We start from the raw sequence: 21246 nt of genomic DNA on the forward strand, positions 1-21246 counted from the left end.
ACCTCAGGCTAGATCCCCAGTGCGTGGCGTTTCTCTTTCATCACCGCGACCAGTTTCTCAGCGGCAAGCGCGGGATCGGTCTCCACCAGGAAATAGCCACCAAACAGATCCTTGGCCTGCGTGGTGATTAAGTCCGTCACTTGCTGTGAGCCGGTAACGTGCGGCACCACACCCAGGTGTGTCGGCAACCCTAGCGCCACGCTCCAACTGGCAATCGCGATGGCTTTTTCCGACATCGCCTCCGGTGCAGAGGCCACCAGCGGCAGATCGCTCAGATCGACATTCAGCTTTTCCGCCAACGCCGTCGCTAACATCACTGCACGGCTGTTGTCTACGCAGGACCCCATATGCAGCACCAACGGCAACGGCCCCTCCAACCCAGCAGCCACACCCACGGCAGTCAGCACCGCTTTCAAACTGTCGCCCGCCCAGCTTTCTGTTGCTTGTGAGTTCATCAATCCGTTCTTGGCAAACGCCCCCGCACCGCAACCGGTGGCCAGCATCAACACGTTGTTGCGCGCCAGAATTTTGGCGATGGTTTGGAAGCTATCATCCTGTTTGACGCGGGTCGTGTTGCAGCCAGCAAACAGCGCCACGCCGAGAATATTGCCGTTGGCAATGTTCTCTACTAACGGGGCTAAGGGATCGTCGGGGTTGAGCGCTGCCAGCGCATCCATCACCGCTTCGGTGCTGAAGCCAACCACCGCCGTTTGCTTGATATCGGGGATCTTGATACGTGTTGCATCGCGACGACCATAGGCATCGATGGCATACTGCACAATCTTGCGGGCGGTTTCCCGGGCATGTTCTTCGTGGAAGCTCACGTGGCGAGCCCCCGGAATTTTGTTCTCATCTGCCGTAGTGATGAATTCCGTGTGGTAGCACTCACTGATCGGCGATAACGACGGCATGATGCACTGCACATCCACCACCATGGCATCTAACGCGCCAGTGAAAATCGCCATTTCCTGCGACAGATAGTTGGTTGCCAGCGGAATACCGTGACGCATCATCACTTCGTTGCCGGTACAACAAATACCCACGATATTGATACCTTCGCTGGCTCCAGCATCGCGCGCGATGCTCTGCATTTCACCGGCCACATCGCAAATCACTTCGCTAAGCAACGGGTTATGGCCGTTCACCGCAATGTTGACCGCCTGCTTTTTGATAACACCAATATTGGCCTGCGTTACCACCGGCGTTGGTGTGCCAAACATCGCATCTGATAACTCTGTTGCTAATACCATGCCATCAAAATCAGACAGCGCGCCGCGAATACCGCCCAACACCAGATTGGTCGGGTCAGCGTCGCAGCCGATATGGGTGCGCGACATGATCTGCGCGACCGTAGCATCAATATTGTGCGGCAACACCCCCAGCTTACTGAGCAGTGATAGACGTTTAGCCGGCAGAGAGGCATTAAGCCAATGGCACGGTTTTTTGCTGTCTTGATTCTGGTAATCTTCCAGCGTTTTTGTCGCGACGTCGTAGGCGATCTCGCGCGTGGTGCGCCCCTCTACGTCGATAGCCAGACGTTTGGCGACCGCAGCCAACTTTTTCGGATCGCGAATCTGATAATCCGGCAATTCGCCCTTGCCGACGCGCTGCATTGCCAGCGCGATGTGTCGGCCGTGTTCCGAGTGACCGGCCGCCCCGGCGGCCATCATACGGATCAGGTTGCGCGCGACGATAGTGTCTTTGGTCGCGCCGCAAATGCCATACTGTGGACCGTCCCCAAAAGGGTCAACCCGACAGGGCCCTTTCCAGCAGATACGGCAACACAGCCCCAGGCTGCCAAAACCACACTGCGGTTGTTGCATCTGATGACGATCGAACACCGTGGCGATACCCTCGTGTTCCGCCACCGGACACAGGGCAATGGTGGCGGGATCGCTCGTTCTGGTTTTGATTTCCATTACCTTCCCCTTAATACCACATCGATATTTTTCTGAGAGTTCGCCAGCTCTTTCGCTCTGGCCTGAATCAGTGCCTGACGATAGGTTTGTATATCCACCAGACTGATGGCTTTGGTGGGACAAGCCTCAATGCAGGCGGTTTGGCTTTTTCCCTGCTCTGCACGCCAGGTGACGCACAGGTCACATTTTTGTGCCACCCCTTGATTAGTGACGCTGTAACCTTTTTGTTGCTCACTGCGTCGCACGGTAATCGAACCAAACGGACACACCATCACGCACAGTTTGCATCCCACACAGTTAGCTTCGTTAATCTGCACCTGCCCATTACTTTGACGGCAAGCGCCAGTAGGACACACCAGTGCGCACGGCGCGTTGTCACACTGACGACACTGCATCGGCAGATTGACATCGCCCGCGACGACCACCTTCATACGAGGATGCAGCGGCAGTTGTTGTTTCACCGCATCAAACAACCCGCTATCGCCTCCGTGGCTGACCGCGCAGGCCATCTCACAGCTATGGCAGCCAAGGCATCGCTGCGCATTGGCGTAAATCATGACATTTTCCTGTCTTTTCATTTCGTTACCCTCTACCTCAGGCATCAAAACTTTCAATGTAAAGCTCATCGCCCTGAATCAGCCGCACACGGCGGCTGTGACAACCTGAACATTGAAAATGGAATTTGATCACTTCAAAATCCTTACCGCACGCGTCACAGCGCGCGATAGCTGGCAATACTTCAATAATCAATTCAGCATCCTCAGCCAGCGTCCCGGCACTAAACGCGTTAAAGCAAAACGCCATCGACTGAGGCTCTACGGCACGCATTTTTCCAATTCTGAGCCGCACGCACGTGATGCGTGCCACCTGGTGGCGTTGCGCTTGCGCAAGCAGAATTTTCACCAGACTCTGCGTCAATGCCGCTTCGTGCATTGCTGCATCCTCCCCACGTTGCACTCAGTCAAGCTCATCCAACTCACTCAAGGCGATCAGCATCTCGGCGGCTTGCTGTTCATCCAGTCGCGCCATAGCAAACCCCACGTGAACCAGAACCCAGTCACCGACACAGTCCTCGGCAGCGTGCTGCGGACCAACCAGACACGCGATGCTGATGTCTCGCTTCACGCCCGCTACCGACACCACGGCAATCAGATTGGCGGCATCTTTAATCGCCAGAATTTGACCTGGAATACCCAGACACATCGCAATGCCTCCTTTGATTGCCTGAGAAACGCGTTGGGATAATAAAGAACACATCGTTTTATTGACTGAGATCATCTTTATTGCGATGAAATCAAATTCAACCATAAATAAATATTATTCCTTCTCATCCAAACGCAGCGTATTAATATTCATTCTCAGTTATAAAGTGATAACGATCATGTTTTATTTCTGAGAATGTTAATTTTTGATTAATAATATTCCGTCTGTGCATCATATTCCCAGCTTTGCCCGGAAATATCTGTCAGCCAGCCGACAGACAGTATGGGTAACATTGATTACATTCACTCCCGCCTATCCGCTCTCTACGTATTGTGAGGAATAAATGGGAGTATCACTGTTCGGCGCACCATTATTAGCCTGGTCTGGAACCTTATTATTATTGGTTGGCGAAATTGTGGCGTTATTGCATTTACGCAATCTCTCCAAACTGCTGTTGTTTTCCACGCTGGCAGAAGTGGGATATGTGCTGCTGGGATTTGGTTTGAACAATGCGTCCGGCGAAACCGGGGCGTTATTGCATTTAGGCTTGCAAGCGATTATGCGCTTGTTAACCATTATCAGCGCTGCCTACCTGATAAAGCGTAACGGTTCCAGTGCATTATCCGTTTTGGCTGGCAGCGGTTCGCGTATGCCTCTGGCCTCGTTGCTGTTTGGCTTTGGGTTATTTTCCGTGATGGGGCTATCACCGTTTAAAGGCTCATTCAGCAAATTTCTCATTTTATACGGTGCGATGGAGCAAGGTGAATGGGCTATCGCCGCCGTGGCGACAGTCGCGACAATGTTGGCCTCGATTTATTATATTATTGTCATTCAGCGCGTCTGTCTGGAGCGAGACGATAATGCGATTATCGCGCCCTTTCACGTTGCCACCTTATTTTCTCCGCGCTGGTTACTAATGCTGTTGCTGACCGCAATCACCATTGCCGTCAGTATTGCGCCAGAACCGTTATTACATCTCGCCGAGCATTATGCAAAACCCTCGACAACCGCAGCGGTGCCCAATTTCGAAACCCCCTGGCATTACTGGATAATATTACCCTATGTTGGCGGCTTTTTACTTTATGCCTTGGGGATGATTAACGCCCGATTACGTGATGGCATTGCCGTGATTATTGCACTAGCAACACTGTATGGCGTATGGCAAATGGATCCCAGCGACAGCCTGTCGCATTTATTCAGCGTTCTGTTCGCAGGCCTGATAACCGTAGTGGTGCTCTATTCCCTGGCCTATATGCGTGATGATAAACACGCCAATCGCTATTATTTCTTTCTGTTTTTAATGGCGGGATCGCTTATCGGCGTCACCACAGCGGGAGATTTTGGTAATTTCTATCTGTTCTGGGAATTGATGACCTGGAGCTCCTATTTTCTGGTGGTGCATGAACGTACGCCACAGGCACTCAAGGCCGGACGTAAATACTTTCTGATGTGCTGTACCGGTGCCTATATCATGCACTTCGGCATTCTGGTGTGTCACACCCAGTTTGGCAGCTTTGATATGGCGGCGATCGCCTCACAGGCTGCCCAGCTTACACCGGGATTCGCCACGTTGATTGGCCTCTGTTTTCTCATCGGGCTTGGGGTCAAAGCGGGTTTGTATCCGCTGCACGGCTGGCTGCCTGATGCCCACCCGGTAGCACCTTCGTCGATTTCTGCACTGATGTCGGGAGTGTTAACCAAAGCAGGCGTCTACGGATTGGCAAAGATCATGCTGGTGGTGCTGGGAACCAGCCTGACCGGACAGTGGCTCACCGTCGGTACACTGCCGGCCTTCGGATTGGCACTGAGCCTGTTGGGTTGCCTGACGGTTATCTATGGCGAAGTGAAGGCACTGCGTGAGCAAAACCTGAAACGCATTCTGGCATTCTCGACGCTGGCGCAGGTGGGGGAAATTCTCGCCATGCTCGGGCTGTTGACCAGTCTGAGCGTTGCCGGTGCCTTGTTTCACGTGATGAACCATGCCATTTTCAAAAACCTGCTGTTTCTGGCCGCCGGCGGATTGATTGCGCGCGCCGCGGGTAAACACCTGTCGGACTTGGCCGGACTCGGCAGAGTCATGCCCTTCACCGCGCTGTGCTTTGCCATCGGTGCGTTAGCCGTAATGGGGTTGCCCCCGTTCAGCGGTTTTTACAGCAAATTTCTGATGATCTACGCCGCCGTACATGCCAATGCAGTCGCCGTAGCGGTGTTGTTTCTGACAGGCAGCGTGTTGGGGGCAATCTATTACCTGCGTATCGTGCGCGTACTGTTCTTCGCCCGTTATCAGGGCGCGGGCGTAGAGGAAGCGCCGCTGGCGATGCGTATCGCCATGGGCCTGTTGGCGGCGCTGGTCATTCTGGGTGGCGTGTTCCCCGATTATGGGTTACAGCACTGGATACAACCTGCCGTTGAGCAGATGGCCGACTCGCAAGGTTGGCCTATCACGCCGCTGCCAACCCTCAATCTGGATTGGTCGCCCGCCGCGGCAACAGCGATTATCGGCGCACTGCTGACGTTTTTGCTGGGGAGACGAGCGCCGCAGCGTGCGGGTCTGCTGGCTGTCGGCGTCATGGCATTAACGCTGGGAGCCGTGCTGTGGGATGCGGGTCGCTACGATCTGCTCTCTTACTGGTTTGCCGCCTTGATTGCGGGCGTTGGCGTGCTTAATTTGTGTTATGCCATCGGCTATATGGCACACAGCCATAGCCAACACCGCTTTTTCTTCTTTTTTGTGTTTATGATCGGTGGCTTGCTGGGGATCACCGCCAGCAAGGATCTGTTCAACTTCTTCGCGTTCTGGGAAATCATGAGCAGTTGGACGCTCTATTTCGTGATTGTTCACGATGAGACCGAAGAGGCGTTGCAGGAAGGTTTCAAATACTTCATTTTCAATTTTGTCGGCGCTACCTGTATGTTCCTCGGTGTCGCCATCCTGTGCGCGCGCAGCGATGCTTTCAGTTTCGATGCGATTCTCGCTGCCGCACAACATATGCCGCTCCCCTGGCTGGGTGCAGGATTATTCCTTTTCCTGTCTGGATTGCTGATGAAATCAGCGCAACTGCCCTGGCGCATTGACTACCAGATGCATCCCCCAACAGCCCCCACGCCGGTCAGCGGCTATATTTCTGCCGTGCTGTTAAAAAGCGGCATCTATGGCGTTCTCAAGCTGTTCGCACTGGGCGGTGCCGGGATGCTGTTTGTTCGATTCGGCTCGCTGGGTGATACCTCTGGGGTGATGTATGTCATCGCGCTGATCGCCACGGTTACTCTACTTTATGCTGGCGCCATGGCGCTCATCCAGAACGGCATCAAGCGCCTGTTGATCTACAGCACCGTAAGTCAGTTGGGCTATATCCTGCTCGGGCTGGCATTGGCAACGCCAGAAGGCATTGCCGGGGGGCTGATGCATCTGGTTAACCACCTGCTGCTCAAGGACATTCTGTTTCTGGCGGCGGGTTGCATCCTGGCCCAGGTGCACGTGGTGAGTCTCGATCAACTCGGCGGGCTGGGGCGCAAAATGCCAATCACCTTTGCCCTCTTTCTGTTCGCCGGGCTGTCGCTGTCGGGCATTCCACCGCTCAACGGCTTCGCCTCCAAATGGCTCATTTATCAGGCGGCATTCCAGAGTGGGCACTATCTGCTAGGACTTAGCGCCATGATGTCCAGCCTGTTTACGCTGGCCGCCGTGCTGAAATTCGCCCATGCCGCGTTTATGGGGCAACCCGCCGCGCATCTGGAAAACGTTACTGAAGCCCCGCGTTCCATGCTGTTTCCAATGGGCGTGTTAAGCGCGGCAGCGTTGGTTATCAGCCTGTTTCCGGGGGTGCTGCTGGTGCCCATCAGTCACCTGATGGCACAGGCTGGTCTCGGCCAGATAGCGGTCAGTTGGGACGGCGCACTCCCCGGCACCGCAGGCTGGCATCCACTGACCTTGTGGGTGTTGGTTGCGATAGTGGCAGGCTGCGGTGGCGTGTTCTACCGATTGAGCAACCGACAGTCACAGCACATTCATTTACATCAGGGCGGCGTCACCGATATTACCCCGGCCCAGGCGCATGTACCTGCCTCCGCGCTGTATCAGGCACCGGAACGTTTTATTCGCCTGGCCCTGCACGCTCAGAACAAGGAATAAGGTCATGATGACGACGATGTTTGCACCGCTGATGATTTTTCCGCTTGGGGCCGCCGCGCTGATTTTCAGCCTGTGGCTTAAAGGGGTCGATCGCATTCTGATTGCGCGTTTACAACGCCGTATTGGACCACCGATGCTGCAACCCTTTTTCGACATTATCAAGCTGATGCGTAAACAAACTCTGGTGCCGCACGGTGCACCGCGCGCGTTATTTCTGGCCCTGCCTGCCATTGGCGTCGGCAGCCTGTTGATCGCGATTACACTCATCCCGATCGCGCAGATCTACCAGCCTGCCATTGCATTCGGGGATCTGCTGGTCGTGCTGTATCTGCTCACCGTGCCCGCCGTGGTGCTGATGTTAGCCGGTTCCTGCTCAGGCTCAGTGTACGGCGCCATCGGTTTCTCCCGCGAAATGGCACTGGTGTTGGCCTACGAAGGGCCGTTGCTGCTGGCACTGGCGAGCGTGGCGCTGAAAACCGGGCTGGCGCAAGGCGGTTGGGTAACCTTTTCCTTGTCGGAGATTGTCGCCTATCAGCAGCAGCACGGCGCGTTTTTGTTCGATCCCTGGATGTGGCCTGCGCTGGCGGCCTATGTACTGTTTATGCCCGCCAACCTTGGTATTGCGCCGTTTGATATCCCGGAAGCGGAATCCGAAGTGCTTGAAGGCCCGATTCTGGAATACACCGGCCCCGCGCTGGCCCTCTTTCACCTGATGTCTGCCCTGAAAACGCTGGTCGTCGTGGCGCTGGGCATCACGCTGTTTTTCCCCAACGGCCCGGCGGGGTTCGCCGGTATTTTGGTATTTCTGGTGAAGTGCCTGATGGTCTCCTGCCTGTGCAAGACGTTATTGCGCGCCATGGTGGGGAGAATGCGTATCGATCAGGCATTCGTTTTTTATCTGAAGTGGCCTGAATTACTGGGCGTAATCGGCCTTATCAGCGTAATCGCTCAGGCATAGGAAAAGATGATGACGTTATTAACCGCTATCGCCACCCGCTCGCCCTGGCTGTACCGCATCAATGCGGGCTCCTGCAACGGCTGCGATGTCGAGCTGGCAACCACGGCCTGCATCCCGCGCTACGACGTGGAACGATTTGGCTGTCAGTACTGCGGCAGCCCAAAACATGCGGATATCGTGCTGATCACTGGCCCGCTAACCATGAAGGTCAAAGAGAAAGTGCTGCGAGTGTATCAGGAAATCCCAGAACCCAAGGTTACCGTCGCGATTGGCATTTGCCCCATTTCCGGCGGCGTATTTCGTGACAGTTATGCCATTGCCGGGCCCGCAGACAGCTATCTCCCCGTGGATGTTAACGTGCCGGGCTGCCCGCCGCGTCCACAGGCCATTATTGAAGGGATTGCCATGGCAATCGATATTTGGCGTCAACGCATTTAGGAACCCAGCATGAATTTTTTAAAAATCCTGATCCGTAATCTGCGCCAGGGGCCAGCCACCGACCCCTTCCCGTTTGGTGAAACCTTTACCCCCGACGCGCTGCGCGGCCGCATTGCTTTTGACGCAACCCGTTGCTCGGTATGCCGGATGTGCGAGCACGTGTGCGCAGGCGGCGCGATCCGCTTTGAGGAAACGCCACAGGGCGTCGAGTTTATCCTGTGGCACAACACCTGCACGTTTTGCGGATTGTGTGAACATTACTGCGTGCCCAAAGCCATTCATCTCACCAATGACTGGCATCTGGCGCACCGGCAGGAGGACAAATACCGCATGACGGAGGAAGGGGCAATGCCCTACCACACCTGCATCGGTTGCGGAGCGTCCTTTCTCGCACCGAGCGCGGCACTGCTGGACAACGTCTACCAGACACCGGGCAGCATCGATCCTGCGCTGAGTCTGCGTTGTCCCGACTGCCGCCGCACACGCGCCGCCGCCCAGCAAAACACGCCGGGCATCGACACGATTAGCGATCTCGGGATTGCCAACCGAACATTGCACCTTAACCTCTGCGAGAAGCCCCATGATTGACGACATCACTCAGGTAGAAAACCTGTTTAATCAACGGCTCACTTCCGGTTTCACCTTCGAAACGCGCATCAATAAATGGGGCGTCGTCAGCGCCTGGAGCCGTCTGGCTGACACAACACAATTGTTGCCCGCCGCGCTTGCCATTAAGCAGTTGGGCGGAAGGTTGCATACCATCAGTGCGTATCAGCGTCTGGCGGGAGAACCGTCCGAGATCCACGAGATTGCCTACCATTTTGACCTGGATGGCTCGACGCTGACCCTGACAGTGTTTCTCAATGAAGGCCAACGCGATGTGCCATCACTGACACCCGTGTTCTGCAACGCCGACTGGAATGAAAGAGAATTTATGGAATTGTACGATCTGAATGCGGTGGGTCACCCCAATCCCACCCGACTGTTTATTGATGAAAATATCGATGCCGCGGTACTGCAAAAATTCATTCCGTTCTCAGATATGGTCAACGCCGCCAGCACTAAGGCGCTGTGGGAAAAAATCATGCAGCAACGCGGAGAGAAATCATGACGCGCTATCAGATGCCGGTCGGCCCGCTACACGTGGCGTTGGAAGAACCGATGTATTTCAAACTCGATCTGGAAGGGGAAACCATCAAAGGGTTACACATTTCCGCCGGACATGTGCACCGGGGCATGGAGTATCTGGTGATGAAGCGTAACTTTTATCAGAATATCACCCTGACAGAACGTATCTGTTCGCTGTGCTCTAACAGCCACCCCACCACCTTTTGCATGGCGCTGGAAGAGATTGCCGGTATTGAGGTGCCACCGCGCGGTCACTATTTACGCGTGATTGCCGATGAAATTAAACGCGTGGCATCAAACCTGTTTAACGTCGGCATCATGGCGCACATCATCGGCTTTACGTCGCTGTTTATGCATGTGTTGGAAACGCGTGAAATTGTGCAAGATATCAAGGAGACGCTGTACGGCAATCGCATGGATCTCGGCGCCAACTGTATCGGCGGCGTGAAATATAATCTGGATGCTGAGCGCATCGCCTACCTGATAACACGGCTGGATGAAATAGAGCCAGCCGTGGCGGAAATTCACCAGATCTACAGCACCCATCGCAGCATACTGACCCGCACGCGCGGCGTCGGCGTTCTGCCTCAGAGCATCGCCCGCGAGTACGGACTGATCGGCCCGGTGGCGCGCGCGTCAGGCGTGGAATATGACGTTCGGGCCAAGACCCCCTACGCCATTTATCCCGAGCTGGATTTTGCCACCATGACGCGCCCCGATGGTGATGTGTGGTCGCGGGCGATGGTGCGACTGGATGAAGTACAAATGGCGATTACGCTTATCCGTCAGTGCCTGACGCAACTCCCTGATGGGCCCGTATCCATCGTGGGTATGCCGACAATCCCCGCAGGCGAAGCGGTTGCCAAAACCGAAGCACCGCGCGGTGAGCTGATTTACTATCTGCGTACCAATGGAAGCGATATGCCGGAACGTATGAAATGGCGCGTGCCGAGTTATCCGAACTGGGATGCGTTACATGTGATGATGCGAGACAACACCGTGGCCGACGTGGCGCTGATTGTGAACAGTATCGATCCGTGTATTTCCTGCACTGAACGTTAACACCGCCGGCCTGAACCGCAGGCCGGAAAACGGGCACCTGGCTTATTTTTTGTATTCTGCCAGCCGGGTAGACAACTGCTGCATATTGACAATGGCGTAGCGGTTTTTGGCGACACGAATAATATCGCCGTCTTTCATCATCACATTAAACAACGATGATGTGGTTTGTCGCGTGGCACCAATAATCAGTGAAATATTTTCCATGGTTAAATCACAATCGAACTCGATACCATTTTCTGTCATGTTACCGTTAGCGCGTCCCAGCGATAAAATAAACGCGATGAGTCGCGTTTTAGCATCATGAAAAATGATGCCTTCTATCACATCCCAGGAGCTTCCCAACATGTCACCTAATATTCCCGTCATCAACAACGCTATTTCTGGGTGATCCACAACTTGTTGACGAAACGCTTTGATAGGCGTCAATAAAATAACAGAATCCTTTACTGCTTCAATAACAGCGCGGGTATGGGTGCTAAATATATCGCCCTCTTCCAGATAATAGAGCGTGAACTCTCGCCCTTCATAAGAAAGAAAAACCCGCAGCCGCCCGGCAGAGACAATCAGCACGTCATCGCTAGCCTTATCAGGGCCACTGACCTGGCTTCCTTTTGGGCAGCGTTTGCTGCGAAATTGCTGCAAAATATGATTGTGTTGTTGCTGATTCAGTAACTCAATCAAATTTATCGCCGACACTCTCATTTTTGACCGCATCAAAAATGCCCTCATTGCATGAGTCGGGGAAATATATCCCGTATTGTTTATCACCTATTTTCATGCCAATGAGGTACAAATGCCATAACGCAGATCGAAAAAATAATGCATCGCGTAAAAATAATAATAAAGAATACGAGAAAGGCGATTTCTCGCCTTTCTCGTTGAACAACGGTTACAAGGTAAAGCGTGACACCACCTGTTCCAATTGAACAGATTGCTCTTCCATGGACTGTGCCGCCGCCGCGACCTGTTCGACCAACGCCGCATTTTGCTGCGTGGTGTTGTCCAACTGGTTGATGGCGACGTTGATCTGATCGATGCCTTTACTCTGCTCTTCGTTGGCTGAGCTGATTTCAGCAATCACACCGGTTACGCTGTTCACACCGCTCATCAACTCTTCCATGGTTGACCCCGCCTGACGTACCAAACTGCTACCTTGCTCAATATTGGAAACCGATTCCTCGATCAACGATTTAATTTCCTGTGCTGAGGTTGCACTACGTTGCGCCAGTGAACGCACTTCTCCCGCTACCACGGCAAAACCACGTCCATGCTCACCCGCCCGCGCCGCTTCTACCGCAGCATTTAGCGCCAGAATATTGGTCTGGAAGGCGATACCATCAATGACGCCGATGATCTCGACAATCTTATTGGATGACGCATTTATCCTGGTCATGGTGGAGACCACTTCATTCACCACCGATGCGCCTTTGTGCGCAATACCGGACGCATCTTCCGCGAGTTTGCTGGCGTGGCGTGCGTTGTCGGCCGTTTGCCGCACCGTTCCCGCCAGTTCTTCCACAGAAGCGGCAGTTTCGACAATCGATGATGACTGTTCTTCGGTACGCGAAGAGAGATCGGCATTACCACTGGCAATTTGGCGCGACGCGGAGGACATCGCCAGCGCGCTTTCTCCCACCTGCTGCATCAGTTCTTGCAGATAGGCGATAAAATCATTAAAGCTCTGCACGACTGCATTAAACTCAGGGTTTTTGCTGGCGGGCAACCGTTGCGTTAAATCAGCGCCACCGCTGGAGAGCGCCTGAATATTATGCTGTAACAACTTCAAGTTTTTCATGAAAATACGGAAGAAGCTGACCAGAACAATCAGCAACAGAAAGCACAACGCCCCCTGCACCACGGTGAGTTTTGTCAGTATGCTGCTGGTGTGGCGTGACAAATGGCTGGAAGGGATATCCGCCACCAGATACCACGGGCTACCGGCAATCGGCTGGACCAGCAGTGTATGCTCGCCATCAGCCCCGTCGTAGGTTCCATCGATGGCCGCGTTACCGGCACGCGACAGCAACGCCTGCAACGGTGACGCTGCCGGGGTCTTCAGATCCTTAAGATTGAGCAGCGCCGCGCTGCCCTGGCCTGGTTGACCGTTGCCAACCACTTTTCCATCCGCTTCCACAATCAGTACGTTACCTTCAACGGCAGTACTCATCTCATTAGCGAGCTTGTTGAAGAAGCCTAAGGTGACATCAATGGTGGCAACGCCCCAGGGTTTACCGTCGCGGAATATCGCCATGGCACAGTTGGTACGCGGTTGGGGGCTGGCGGCATCCTGATAGGCTTTGGCCCATGCGCATTGGCCCTGCGCCGCATTCATCCCATCTTTATACCAGGGTTGTTCCCAATATTTTTCTGACTCAGGCTGGTTCCACACCGTATTGACATGCAGTTGACCTGCCGCATCGCGCGCAAAAAAGGTGCTGAAGCGATCGCGCGCTGCGTCACGCACGCCCGGTAATGGCCAAATGCCCCCGCCAAACACGTTCAGATCGTTGTATTGGTTAACCAGATTAGGGAGCAACGTATCAATCTGCTCGCTGCTTAACACACTGACCAGTTCGGTGATGGTTTTTTGTTGCGCCTGAACCCGATTCATCTGTTCGGTGATCGCGCGCGCCTGACGGTCAACGGTAAGGCGGATGAGATTGCTTTCATTTTCAATCAACTGGGGAGAAACAAATTGGCGGATAACAACAAACGTGAGAATGAGTAGTAGTCCAAAAAAGCCGATAAGAAATAGGCTAAAGCGCGCTTGTGTGGTTTTTAAAACACCATGTTTATACATGCTACACGTCCATATTTTATAGGAAGGAACAACATATTTTTAACGACGTTATCAGGGAATTCTTTAATGGAACAGCCACGATTTTCAACGTTTGTCACAGAACCCAAAAATCAGCGCAATATACTGATATCGCTAATTATTTATGATTGATAATTTGAGGGCCGACATCAATTCATCCAACCTAGTGCTCACTCGTGGTAGCACCGGTTCCACTCAGCCCATTTTGTTCACAGCCCGTTCGGCCAGTTCGCGAACAGACAGGCCAGACAAAAGCTCATTGGCACTAAATTCAACCTGAAGTGTTCGTCTAATCTGCATCTGAAACTCCATGTACATCAAAGAATCAAGGCCAAATTGCGCCGTTGATTGATGAATATCCAGATCCTCAGTATCAGCGCCAAGCACTTGTTTAAGCAAATGAGCTAACACACCGGCAAGATAATGACTACGCTCCGCTTCAGGTAACGCAAGCAGACGTCTCTGATGCACATTACTTTTTTCATCGGCAAGGCCGTTATCCGCAATAAGCGCCTGAAACACGCCCTCATCGCTTCGCGTTCCGGTATAGTCAGCCAACGTCGCCCAGTCCATGTGAGCAAAGGCAAGTTGATGTATATCACCATTTACTGCACAGCGTAACAGTTCACCCAGCAACGATGTGGGAAGACACGTGATGCCCATTCTGGCAAGGTGTGACACCAAAGCAGCATTGTTGGCCACCATCCCCGTGTCATCAATCGCGCCCCAATTCACCGAAAGTATGGGTAGATTTTGCTGCTGCCTCAGTTCACTCAGCGCATCAAGTGCAGCATTAGCTGCCGCATAGCCCGCCTGTCCGGGATTACCAACGATAGCGGTAATGGATGAGAACAAGATAAACCAATCCAGTGCCTTGGTTTGAGTATATTGATGTAGATACACCGCGCCAGATAACTTCGCACCAAGGTTGTTTTGCAACTGTGATAACGTGAGCTTATCGCTGGCAGCATCCTCCAGGCTAGCAGCACAGTGTATAATCCCCTTGAGGGGTAAATGGTGGGCATCAATCGACATGAGTAGCTGGCGTACCTCGTGTTCCTTCGCCATATCGCACGCTTCTATACGAACGCGAACCCCGCTGTTGCGCCAATCAGAAACGCTCACTCGCTGCGCCGGTGGTAACATCCCCGTCAAACTGACAAGAATGATGTCACGCACCCCCTGTTCAACTAACCACGTGGCCATCGTAAACCCGAGCCCACGAACGCCTCCGGTCACCAAATAACTGGCCGTTTTATCAACCAGCTCCTTGGATTCGGCCCGGCGAACAGGCATTGTCTTACCCTGAAATTGCAAGACTGTGCGAGATACTTCAGCATCATCTACCGCATATCCCCGCGCTTGCACAACCTGTTCAGCAGAAAAAATCCGCGGCGGCAAAGCCCGAATCTCCCCAGCTGTCAGTGCAGTCAAAGCCAGAAGGGCCAATTGGCGAAACGCTGCGGGTCGCGTTTTTTGCATTGAACAGCAGTCAACAGAAAAAAACGACAGATTGCGTCCCCGGCAAAATTCACTGTCCACGGATAGCGGGGCCATCGCTGAACCGAATGCCACAAATACGCCAAAATCAGTCAATAATGGCATCAATCGCGCCCAATCCATACCGTCCGCCTGATGTAAAATAACATTGACCCCCTGCTCGCCTACCCACGCGAGAACATCGTTACGCCACAGCGGATCCGCGCAATCAAACACGGCATCCGCACCCTGAACGCGATAGGCTTGCATGCGCGCGCTACCGAGAGTCGCAACCAGCACGATGGCATTATCCGTTTTTGCTAAATCGATAGCGGCCTGAATGACACCGACGTCTTGCCCAACAATGAGCACCATATCACCTGCCGCCAATTGAACCCGCTGACGCAGACACGCCAATGCTGTCATGGTGTGCAACAAGACCGGATCGGTTGACACTGACAACCGTTGCGGCAAAGGAACAACCAGCGACTGTTTAACATTAAGCGTGACGTGTGAAACATAAGGCTGGTCTGGCAAGATAGCAGCCACATGATCGCCCATGCGGAACCCACTGCGATGCCCGGCACGCGTAACTATGCCGGTAATGTCGCCCACGGTTGCCTCGGCGTGATAACGTTCAGGTGAGACGGCCAGAGCAACAACCTGGATTTCAACGTCATCATCCTCAGGCAAGATTCGCATCTGAAGTGAATAATGTGGCGTCTCTTGATGCGTGAGCACCACACGTTGTACGTTATCATCCACAAAATCGACGATTGTCGGCTGACGTAACGCATTCGCAGCAACCCGAACCCACTGATGCTGATACAGATTCCCTTTTCGCTGGCAATATTCGCCCCGGCGCGGCAGAGATAATAGTCGCGAGAAACAGGCTTCATCGACTGTATCGAGATCAACCATGCGTAAATCCAACTGTGGCAGTTCATTTTGCAAAGTGCGTGCCATCCCCCAAAACGCAGACTGGGTATAGGACACAGGTGCAGACTGCCCGGGCCCTGCTGTGGCATTTACCGTGACCACTACCACAGGTTGAGGGGGAACTTGTTTTGCCCGCCAATGGATGAGTCGGGAAAACTGCAACAGTGCTTCTGCCAAGTTTTGGTGTGGTGTGTCTGGCGGAGAAATGATCGCACCGACAGAGTCCATTATCAGTGAGTCAACGGGGGGCCAAAAATGCCGCTGCACCATCCAACGATACTCGCCCGACCAGAGCTCTGGTATGGTTGAGGATTGCCATTGCCACTGATACAGCATGCCCTCTAACGGATCGCGACGAATCAGATTAACGGCATCACAGCGCAGCCCCAAGATTTCAAGAAGTATTGCGCCAGAATCATCAAACAGGGTGATATCCCCTTCAATGCAATGCTCCGCTACACAATGGCAACGAGCATGAACATGAAGATGACGCGCAGTATGCAGTGGGCGATAGAATAAGATCTGCCTCACGCGCGTTGGCAACCAGACCTTAGCCTCTGAGGTATCGGCAACCAGTGCCAAAAGAGCTTGAAATCCCGCATCCAGCACGGCTGGGTGCACCAGAAAATCTGCCAAATGCAGGCTATCAACAGGCTGAATATCTGCAATCGCTTCCCGCTGTCCGAGTATCACCCGTTGCACGAGCGTAAAGCTCGGTCCATATTCCAATCCCATATGCGCAAAACGCGCAGATAAATTGGCGGTATAAGGCCGAGTACATCGACGTCTCAGCGCGTCAATATCAACGCGACTGGCACGTAACGATCGGGCATGTTGGCAAGTTTGTCCACTAGCATGCTGTGTCCAGGGTGTCATAGCGCCAACGGTGCTGGAGAGACGCCAGTGCCCGGTCTCTTTCTGAAAGTCGAGCCGTAATCGCGTATCATCACGATCGGAAAGTGTGCACATCCGTTCAAAACGGACGTTTTCCAACACCACGGTATCGTTACCCATAACCTCAACGCTCGCCTGAAGCGCGGCTTGTATATAACCCGCAGCAGGAAAAACAGCGCTCCCTGCCACCTTGTGATGCCACAGCCAAGAAAAACGTTGGTTATCCAGCGTCTGCTCCCAGGCAGGCTGAGGTGAATCGAGCCGTTTACCCGGCAAGCGATACTGATTATCGGAACGTCTATCATTCAAAGATGCCGTGGATTCACTGTCGAACGCTGTGCGCTGCCAGGGATAATCAGGAAAGCGCAGCGTAGAACGGAACGACGTGGCGTATTGACGCTGCCAATCTACTGCAGCCCCAGCGCACCATAAGCGCTGAAACTGTTGCTGAAAACAGGTTTGTGCATCCATTTTGCGATGCTGGCTGAAAAATGCCTCACCGGCGACTTTTTTCAGATAGGGAGAAAGCACCGGGTGCCCCCCTATTTCGAGAAATAGCTTGTGCCCCTCGTTAACTAATAACTGCAATGCCGCATCAAACTGGACGGTATTGCGCATGTTCTCCCACCAATAAACCGCATCCAGCGCTTCGCTGTTAAGATAACCAGCACGCACCGTTGAACAAAACGGAATCGATTGGGGCTGTGGCAGCAACTGGCTAAACGCTTCAAGGGCCGGTCTGCGCAATACATCTAAATAATGGCTGTGATAGGGCGTGTGCACCGAGGCAAAACGTTGAAATATGCCTTCTTCTCGAAGTTGTCGTGCGATGGCTGTCAGTGACGCTTCATCACCTGACAACACCTTCGCCGTGTCGGTGTTCACGGCGGCAAGGTCCACTTTATCCTGCCACTGCATCAGGATCCGCTGTGTCGTTGACGCATCCATTTCAACCGCCAACAACCGCCCCTGACCTTCAATTTCGTGCTGTAGCTGGCTACGCGCGATGGCTAAGCGCATTGTATCTTCAAGACTCAGGATGCCTGCCGTATAGACCGCAGCCATTTCTCCTGCACTGTGACCGACCACCACAGCAGGAACAATACCTTGAGCGCGCCATAGCGCAACCAATGCAATCTGTATCGCCACAATTGCCACTTGTAATTCGGCATCGCTTGCACGCCCTTCATCATTACCCCATAAAAGCGCGTACAACGGGCAAGATTGGGGCTGCAAGACCTGAAACACCTTGTCACAGGCAGTAAATGCCTGACGAAACGCACGTTCATTCTCCCACAGCTCTCGCGCCATACCGCGATAACCCGACCCCATTCCAGAAAAAACAAACACCACACCGGGTTGCTCTGTTAATACACAGGAGGGAGCTGCGTTTTGCTCAGCCAGTTCACCCAGTTGTTCCACCAGTGCGGATTTATCGCTGGCGAGGATTAATGCCCGATAACGCAAGTGGTTACAACGTAAACGGGCAACCGCACAAAGTTCAGACACGTCAGCCGGGCTCTCATGAATAAAACGGGCATAATTCGCCGCCATGTCCCTCAATGCTGCCGGGGATTGGGCTGAAAGCGGAAAGGTATACGCCTGCTGTCTGTCAAGCGCTACAGCCATTGGCGGTGCAGTGTAACGCGACAAAATAGCGTGAGCATTAGTGCCCCCATAGCCAAAAGAATTCACTGCCGCGACAGTGAGTCGAGCCTTTTGGCAAACATTGACTAACGAGAGCCCTAACTGAGTAAAAGGAATATCTGGATTCGGGTGCTCACCGTGCAGATTTGCAGGTACAGTTTGGTGGTGCAGTACCAAGGCCGTTTTGATCAGCCCCGCCACACCTGCCGCCGCTTCAGTGTGTCCAATATTTGATTTCACCGCGCCAACCAACAGGGATTGTCCGCTCGCTTTACGTGCTAGCCCAATAACGTTACCTAGTGCCTCGCTTTCCGCACTGTCACCAGCGCGTGTGCCCGTACCGTGAGCCTCAACATAGTCGATCTGTTCAGGGGTAACGCCTGCACGACGTTGTACTGCGCGCATCAATGCTTGCTGCGCTCGCGTATTTGGCTGTGCGATTCCCGTCGTGTGACCATTATGGTTGACACCCGTGCCCAGCAAACACGCATAAATACGATCGCCCTCAGCCTGAGCACGTGACAACGGTTTTAGTACCACAATACCCGCGCCCTCGGCACGAACATAACCGTCTGCAGACTCGGCAAAGGCTTTACAACGCCCCTCCGGCGAAAGAAACTGTCCTTTACACATGGCGATACCATAGTCAGGAATCAGCATCGCATTAACGCCGCCGACCAGTGCAGTGTGACACTCACCATGAGCAATACTTTGCGCAGCCAAATGCAGCGCCACCAGTGATGATGAGCATGCCGTATCAAGGCTCATGCATGGACCGGATACATCCAGCCAATGCGCCAAGCGCGCAGAAAGGATTGTCATCGTCATGCCAGGTGCCGAGTGCGCATTAATAAGATGTCGGTTTGATTCACGCAGTTGAATAACAGTGCGATCGAGCGTGAACCCACCGATAAAAACCCCTACCGCTTGTTGGCGTAGTGATACCAACGGTAATCCGGCATCACACAGCGCTTCGTACGCCACCTCCATCAGTAACCGTTGCTGGGGATCCATCGATGCCGCTTCCCTCGGTGAGATAGCGAAGAAATCATTATCAAATTGATCAAGGCGCTGACGTATAAAACCGCCTTGGTTAACATACATTTTTCCAGGGACATCTTTATCTGGATGATAAAAGCGGCTGGCCTCCCAACGATCGGGCGGCACATCACCGATCGCATCCTCACTCTCACACAGCAGTTGCCAAAAATGCGCCAGATTATCCGCTGCACCGGGGAAGCGGCACGCCATACCAACAATCGCAATAGGTTCTGGGGATGCATTCATGATTGATGCCTTATGATGACAGGAAATGGGACTCAACAATGCCAGCGTGCGCCAACAAAAATCGGCTTATCAAACCTCGTTGATAAGCCGTAGATACCCTTAGTTATTTCTTTTTGAGGTTAATCGCACCCTTCGCACCAGGGTTACCGGCATGACCGTCAGCGCCCTTTTTCTCACCCGGATTGCCCGGGTTACCATCCTTAGCCCCATCGCCACCGCCGGTACCCGCTTTACCGCCTGCACCAACCTGTCCGCTGAGACCGGCTGCACCGCCCTGGGCGTTTTGGTTCACGGGTAGAATTTCACTGCCGTTTGTCGAACTGTAAATCACGGTCACCGTACTGGCATCTCCACCGTTCCCCCCGTTGCCGCCATTGCCGTTGATCCCACCATTCCCACCATTCCCACCATTTCCTCCGCTTTCATGGTAGGCGGCACAATCATCACTTTTCCCGCCGTTACCACCAGTGCCACCATCTCCGCCCGCGCCGCCGGTGCCGCCCAACCCACCGTTGCCCCCCCGGTTAAGCAACGAAATCGACGAGGCCAGATCATCGATCGTTAAGGTTACAATCGGCCCATCTCCGCCCTTTTTACCGTCAGTAGCCGAGCTACCTGGCTTACCGTCTTTGCCATCAGCGCCGGCTGTCCCCGGGTGATTTGTTGCAACGTTACAGTTACATTTGGCATTATCACCGTTGCCGCCACTGATACCGTTATCCGCTTTGCCCGGGCCGCTACCATTGTCGCCCGCCTTGCCGATAACGCTGATATCATAGGCCGTGCTTTGACTCCCACCTTGAACCTTCTCCAATCGGGAACACTGAAAATGGCAGGGCACGCTGATTTCGATGTAACCGCCGTCCTTCAGCGTAACCACACCGTAAACCGTAACAGAGGATGTAGAATTGATAATCAACGGTTTGCTGGCCGTTACAACGATGTTTTCTGCAACATAAGCACGATAGAGGAAGCTATTGCCGAAATTATCTTCCAACTTACCGAGATATGCCGCATTGTTCACGGGAGCCAACCCAGCAACATGCGCATGTAGCGTGCTCCGTTGCTCATGCTCACTCATGCTGTCCAGAGACTTGAGTTCAGGCGCAGCCAGCGCATTGTCTTGTGGGGCTGGAATATTAAATGCCGTTTTCAGTGCATCAATACTGTCAACGATCCGGCTGCGGATAAACGGCTTATTAGGGCTGTCAGGATCCAAGCCCAGCGCCTTAACACGACTACGCCAGTTTTCTTGCAATTCTGCCGGTAAATCTTTGAATGCTGTCATCGATAACTCCTTTGTGTCGTACGGATATATGAATGAATGCAGCTTGACTAACGG

The 21246-nt window shown here is 53.4% G+C and carries 14 protein-coding genes; 6 read left to right on the forward strand and 8 right to left on the reverse strand.

What is annotated here, in order from left to right; all coding sequences use genetic code 11:
* Window positions 1-8: 8 nt before the first annotated feature.
* Genes cooS through J5224_RS09525 form a run of 4 tightly spaced genes read right to left on the reverse strand, consistent with a single transcriptional unit; the run spans window position 9 to window position 3122 of the window.
* Window positions 9-1919, reverse strand: a complete 1911-nt coding sequence (cooS, locus tag J5224_RS09510) for an anaerobic carbon-monoxide dehydrogenase catalytic subunit (protein WP_264625144.1) — start codon at window positions 1917-1919, stop codon at window positions 9-11.
* A complete protein-coding gene (locus J5224_RS09515) occupies window positions 1919-2497 on the reverse strand; it encodes a 4Fe-4S dicluster domain-containing protein (protein WP_264625145.1) in 579 nt (192 codons plus the stop codon). The genes cooS and J5224_RS09515 overlap by 1 nt, the downstream gene beginning before the upstream one ends.
* Before the next feature lie 16 nt (window positions 2498-2513).
* Entirely contained in the window at window positions 2514-2852 is a 339-nt protein-coding gene (hypA, locus tag J5224_RS09520; protein WP_264625146.1) for a hydrogenase maturation nickel metallochaperone HypA, read from the reverse strand.
* 24 nt (window positions 2853-2876) lie between these two features.
* Window positions 2877-3122: a HypC/HybG/HupF family hydrogenase formation chaperone gene (locus J5224_RS09525; RefSeq protein WP_264625147.1), complete on the reverse strand. Its 246-nt coding sequence runs from the start codon at window positions 3120-3122 to the stop codon at window positions 2877-2879.
* Window positions 3123-3465: 343 nt separating this feature from the next.
* On the opposite strand from J5224_RS09525, the gene J5224_RS09530 reads away from it, so the two are divergent.
* From J5224_RS09530 to J5224_RS09555, 6 genes are read left to right on the forward strand one after another with little or no spacing between them, the layout of a single operon-like run.
* Entirely contained in the window at window positions 3466-7254 is a 3789-nt protein-coding gene (locus tag J5224_RS09530; RefSeq protein WP_264625148.1) for a proton-conducting transporter membrane subunit, read from the forward strand.
* Window positions 7255-7258: 4 nt separating this feature from the next.
* Window positions 7259-8212: a respiratory chain complex I subunit 1 family protein gene (locus J5224_RS09535; protein WP_264625149.1), complete on the forward strand. Its 954-nt coding sequence runs from the start codon at window positions 7259-7261 to the stop codon at window positions 8210-8212.
* 6 nt (window positions 8213-8218) lie between these two features.
* Window positions 8219-8650, forward strand: coding sequence for an NADH-quinone oxidoreductase subunit B family protein (locus J5224_RS09540; protein WP_264625150.1), 432 nt, complete (start codon window positions 8219-8221; stop codon window positions 8648-8650).
* 9 nt (window positions 8651-8659) lie between these two features.
* Entirely contained in the window at window positions 8660-9238 is a 579-nt protein-coding gene (locus J5224_RS09545; protein ID WP_264625151.1) for a 4Fe-4S ferredoxin, read from the forward strand.
* Complete coding sequence (locus J5224_RS09550; protein WP_264625152.1) at window positions 9231-9761, forward strand: NADH-quinone oxidoreductase subunit C; 531 nt, start codon at window positions 9231-9233, stop codon at window positions 9759-9761. The genes J5224_RS09545 and J5224_RS09550 overlap by 8 nt, the downstream gene beginning before the upstream one ends.
* Window positions 9758-10840 carry a nickel-dependent hydrogenase large subunit gene (locus J5224_RS09555; RefSeq protein ID WP_264625153.1) on the forward strand — a complete coding sequence of 361 codons (1083 nt, stop codon included), beginning with the start codon at window positions 9758-9760 and terminating at the stop codon, window positions 10838-10840. Before J5224_RS09550 ends, J5224_RS09555 begins: the two co-directional genes overlap by 4 nt.
* A 42-nt stretch (window positions 10841-10882) precedes the next feature.
* Here the strand turns inward: J5224_RS09555 and J5224_RS09560 are convergent, their stop codons facing one another.
* The 4 genes from J5224_RS09560 to J5224_RS09575 all read right to left on the reverse strand — a co-directional run bounded on the left by J5224_RS09560 (window position 10883) and on the right by J5224_RS09575 (window position 21192).
* A complete protein-coding gene (locus J5224_RS09560) occupies window positions 10883-11521 on the reverse strand; it encodes a Crp/Fnr family transcriptional regulator (protein ID WP_264625154.1) in 639 nt (212 codons plus the stop codon).
* 208 nt (window positions 11522-11729) lie between these two features.
* Entirely contained in the window at window positions 11730-13640 is a 1911-nt protein-coding gene (locus J5224_RS09565) for a methyl-accepting chemotaxis protein (protein WP_264625155.1), read from the reverse strand.
* Between the two features lie 213 nt (window positions 13641-13853).
* A complete protein-coding gene (locus J5224_RS09570; protein WP_264625156.1) occupies window positions 13854-19904 on the reverse strand; it encodes a type I polyketide synthase in 6051 nt (2016 codons plus the stop codon).
* A gap of 103 nt (window positions 19905-20007) precedes the next feature.
* Window positions 20008-21192 carry a hypothetical protein gene (locus tag J5224_RS09575; RefSeq protein WP_264625157.1) on the reverse strand — a complete coding sequence of 395 codons (1185 nt, stop codon included), beginning with the start codon at window positions 21190-21192 and terminating at the stop codon, window positions 20008-20010.
* Window positions 21193-21246 lie beyond the last annotated feature (54 nt).

It is taken from the genome of Candidatus Symbiopectobacterium sp. NZEC135, assembly GCF_025962695.1.

Coding starts and splice junctions, on each gene's coding strand:
- cooS (WP_264625144.1), bottom strand. CDS start 1,919: ATGGAAATCAAAACCAGAACGAGCGATCCCGCCACCATTGCCCTGTGT.
- J5224_RS09515 (WP_264625145.1), bottom strand. CDS start 2,497: ATGAAAAGACAGGAAAATGTCATGATTTACGCCAATGCGCAGCGATGC.
- hypA (WP_264625146.1), bottom strand. CDS start 2,852: ATGCACGAAGCGGCATTGACGCAGAGTCTGGTGAAAATTCTGCTTGCG.
- J5224_RS09525 (WP_264625147.1), bottom strand. CDS start 3,122: ATGTGTCTGGGTATTCCAGGTCAAATTCTGGCGATTAAAGATGCCGCC.
- J5224_RS09530 (WP_264625148.1), top strand. CDS start 3,466: ATGGGAGTATCACTGTTCGGCGCACCATTATTAGCCTGGTCTGGAACC.
- J5224_RS09535 (WP_264625149.1), top strand. CDS start 7,259: ATGATGACGACGATGTTTGCACCGCTGATGATTTTTCCGCTTGGGGCC.
- J5224_RS09540 (WP_264625150.1), top strand. CDS start 8,219: ATGATGACGTTATTAACCGCTATCGCCACCCGCTCGCCCTGGCTGTAC.
- J5224_RS09545 (WP_264625151.1), top strand. CDS start 8,660: ATGAATTTTTTAAAAATCCTGATCCGTAATCTGCGCCAGGGGCCAGCC.
- J5224_RS09550 (WP_264625152.1), top strand. CDS start 9,231: ATGATTGACGACATCACTCAGGTAGAAAACCTGTTTAATCAACGGCTC.
- J5224_RS09555 (WP_264625153.1), top strand. CDS start 9,758: ATGACGCGCTATCAGATGCCGGTCGGCCCGCTACACGTGGCGTTGGAA.
- J5224_RS09565 (WP_264625155.1), bottom strand. CDS start 13,640: ATGTATAAACATGGTGTTTTAAAAACCACACAAGCGCGCTTTAGCCTA.
- J5224_RS09570 (WP_264625156.1), bottom strand. CDS start 19,904: ATGAATGCATCCCCAGAACCTATTGCGATTGTTGGTATGGCGTGCCGC.
- J5224_RS09575 (WP_264625157.1), bottom strand. CDS start 21,192: ATGACAGCATTCAAAGATTTACCGGCAGAATTGCAAGAAAACTGGCGT.